Below are 3,099 nucleotides of genomic sequence, written 5' to 3' on the forward strand. Positions count from 1 at the left end.
CGCGAAGCTGCGTCGCGAAACCAGCGATGTCCTGATCACTGGCAAACAGGCGCAGTTCTTCCAATGCACTATTGTCTCGCACCGGCGGCTCGTTCGACTGCAACTCCGGCACGAGCGGCCCAGACGCCACGCGAGGGACATCTCCGTCGATCCACTTGGCGACACAGGCAAGAAGTTCGACCCGATTGATCGGTTTGCCGAGGTGATCGTCCATGCCGGCCGACTTGTAGCGCGCGACCTGCTCGGGCAACACATTCGCCGTCAGGGCGATGATCGGGACGCTCTGCAGCGCGGCGCCCAGGCCGCGGATGCGACGGGTCGCTTCCATACCATCCATCTCGCCCATCTGTACGTCCATGAAGATCATGTCGTAGCTGCGGCTGCCGACCATGGTGATCGCCGTGCCGCCGTTCTCGGCGAGGTCGACCTCATGGCCGTCGCGGGTCAGCATCGTCTTGCAAAGCTCGCGGTTCATCTCGACATCGTCGACCACCAGAATGCGGGCGCAGCGGTTGCTGCGAACCGGGCCGTCGTGCTGCTCGATGTCGATCTGTCCGGCGATCGGCAATTCCAGGTCGAAATAGAAGCTGCTACCGAAGCCAGGCTCGCTTTCGATCTTCAGCTCGCTGCCCATCGCCTGGACGATGCGTTGCGAAATGGCCAGGCCGAGGCCGGTGCCGCCGTATTTGCGCGAGATCGTTTCGTCGGCTTGGCTGAAGCGCTTGAACAAGAGCTTCTGCTCGTCGTTCGAAATGCCGATGCCCGTATCCCTGACGGCGATACGGAGCTGCGCCGCGGTGCCGTTATTCGACAGACAGGAGACGATGAGCTCGACGCAGCCGTTCGCCGTGAATTTGACCGCGTTGTTCATCAGGTTCAGCATCACCTGCCGCAGCCGGACGGCATCTCCGATCAGCACCGGCGGCGTATCACGTGTCGTGGCGATCAGCGTGAGCCCCTTCTCGTCGGCCTTGGGCTCGATGATGGAGGCACAGTTCTCGATCAGTTCGTTGATGTAGAGCGGCTTGCTGTCCAGCTTGACGCCGCAGGCTTCGATCTTCGAGAAATCGAGAATGTCGTCGATGATCACCCGCAGCGAATTACTAGCCTCGAAGATGCGCGACAGCTGCCGGCGGGTTTCAGGCGCCAAGGTCTGATCTTCGAGCGCCAGGTCGGCGTAGCCGATGATGCCGTTGAGCGGCGTGCGGATCTCGTGGCTCATATTGGCCAGAAAGTCGGCCTTGGCGGCGCTCGCCTGCTCGGCGCTGGCGCGCGCCGCCTTGAGTTCGTTCTCGTACTTGAGCTGCTCGGTGAGGTCGATCGCGATGCCGAGGACACCGAGATTGACCCCATCCTTGGTTCGCAGCCGGCTCAGAGTCAGCCGAGTCGGAATACGGTTCCCGAGCTCGTCGATATAGGTCCAGACCGCCGTATCAGGATCGTTCTGCCGGAGGCGATGTAGCAATACGCGGAGATTCGGCTCGGCCGCGATGCCCTGCGCCCTCAATGCGTCGGCTTGCTCCGCCAGCTCCCGTGGATCGTGAAACAGCAGCGGAGACGCCCGCCCGATCAGCTCTTCGGCCTTGTAGCCGAGCATGCGTTCGGCAGCAGGGTTGAACACCGTGATAATGCCGCGAACGTCCGTGGCGATCACCGCGTAGGCGGCGCGTTCGAGAATGGCGCTTTGCAGCGTCAGTGTCTTCTCGAGCTGAGCAGTGCGTTCGGCGACTTGCTGCGCCAGCGACGCATTGCGACTGTGAACCTCTCGCTCGGCCTCGACCAGATCGGTGATGTCGCGCGCAGATGCGGATATGCCGATCAACAGACCATCGTCCGAATGCATCGGCGAGATGCTCACCGCGACATCGACCAGATCGCCGTTCGCCTTCTTGCGCTTGGTCCACAGATAGGCAAACGACTTGCCGTCCCGAATGCCTTCCAGCATCTGCCGCTCTTCTTCCCGAAGCGCTTCGGGAACCAGCAGATTACCGGCGTCTTGACCAATGGCCTGTTCGGCGGTGTAGCCGAATAGGCGTTCCGCGGCCTTGTTCCAGCTGAGAATCCTGCCGTCGAGCGACGTGGCGACGATCGCGTAACTGGAGCCTTCGACGATCGCGGCAAGTCGCGCACGCTCGGCATTGCGTTCGTTGCGACGGTCGGCTTGAGACAGGTGAAGCTCGATCAGACCGGCGATCATCAGGCTGATTGCCAGCGACACAGCAAAGGTCACGGCCGGACTGGGAAGATCCAGCGAGGCGATGAAGCCCGGTTTGGCCCACCACTTCAGCTCCCACACCCGGCCGTAAATATCGATACGTGTCCGGCGCGGACCGATCGCCTGCTCCATGCCGCGATCGGAGGCGCTGGCGTGAAACGGGATGTGGCCTTCGTCCGCGAGCGAGAAGCCGAACAGCCGGCCGTCGGCCGCCAGAGACGTCAGCACGTCGTCGATCGCGACCTCCATGTAGGTCCAGCCGATCACTGCAGCGCGCCGCTGCTCGACCGTTTCGACCGGACTGCCGCGCCGAAACACCGGCAACATCAGCAGCACACCGTCCCGCGCAATCCCCCGCGCCAGATTGAACTCGATCGGCCCGGTCAGCGTCGCCTGGCCACTGGCAACGGCCGCGTCTGCGGTCGTCCTCAGGTTCGCGTCGGATGCGATATCGAAACCGATGGCTTCACCGTGCTCCTCCATCGGATCGACATACTCGATCACATAAGTCTCGCCGGCATGCGGCACCATCGACTTGATATCGAACGACGGCTGGCCCTCGGCGCGCGCCCGAGCCACGAACAGGTCACGCTGTCCGGGTTTGACAAAGCGGACGAAGCCGACGCTGAGGACGCCGGGGAATTCTGCGGCCATCCCGCGCGTCAGCCCGAGCTGCCGGAATTCCTCGAAATCGATCTGCTCGCCGCCGCCCGCCGTGATTGCGCCGCGAGCCCACAACAGACCGTGCTGATAACCCCGCAACCGCGACTCGATCTGATCAGTGAGGCGTTTGCCCAGCGCATCGAGCCGCTCCGTGGCGATCACTGCGTTCTGCCGCGCGACCCATCCGGCCATCATAGCGCTGAGCGATAAGACGACGATGA

1 protein-coding gene is annotated in these 3,099 nt (G+C 63.0%); it reads right to left on the minus strand.

Annotated elements, in window-relative coordinates; genetic code table 11:
- Nucleotides 1-3,073: PAS domain S-box protein (locus I5M_RS17580; protein WP_244432043.1), on the minus strand; the 3,073-nt coding region annotated here is incomplete at its 3' end.
- Nucleotides 3,074-3,099: the final 26 nt, after the last annotated feature.

The organism is Rhodopseudomonas sp. B29, assembly GCF_000333455.1.
Classification (GTDB): domain Bacteria; phylum Pseudomonadota; class Alphaproteobacteria; order Rhizobiales; family Xanthobacteraceae; genus Rhodopseudomonas.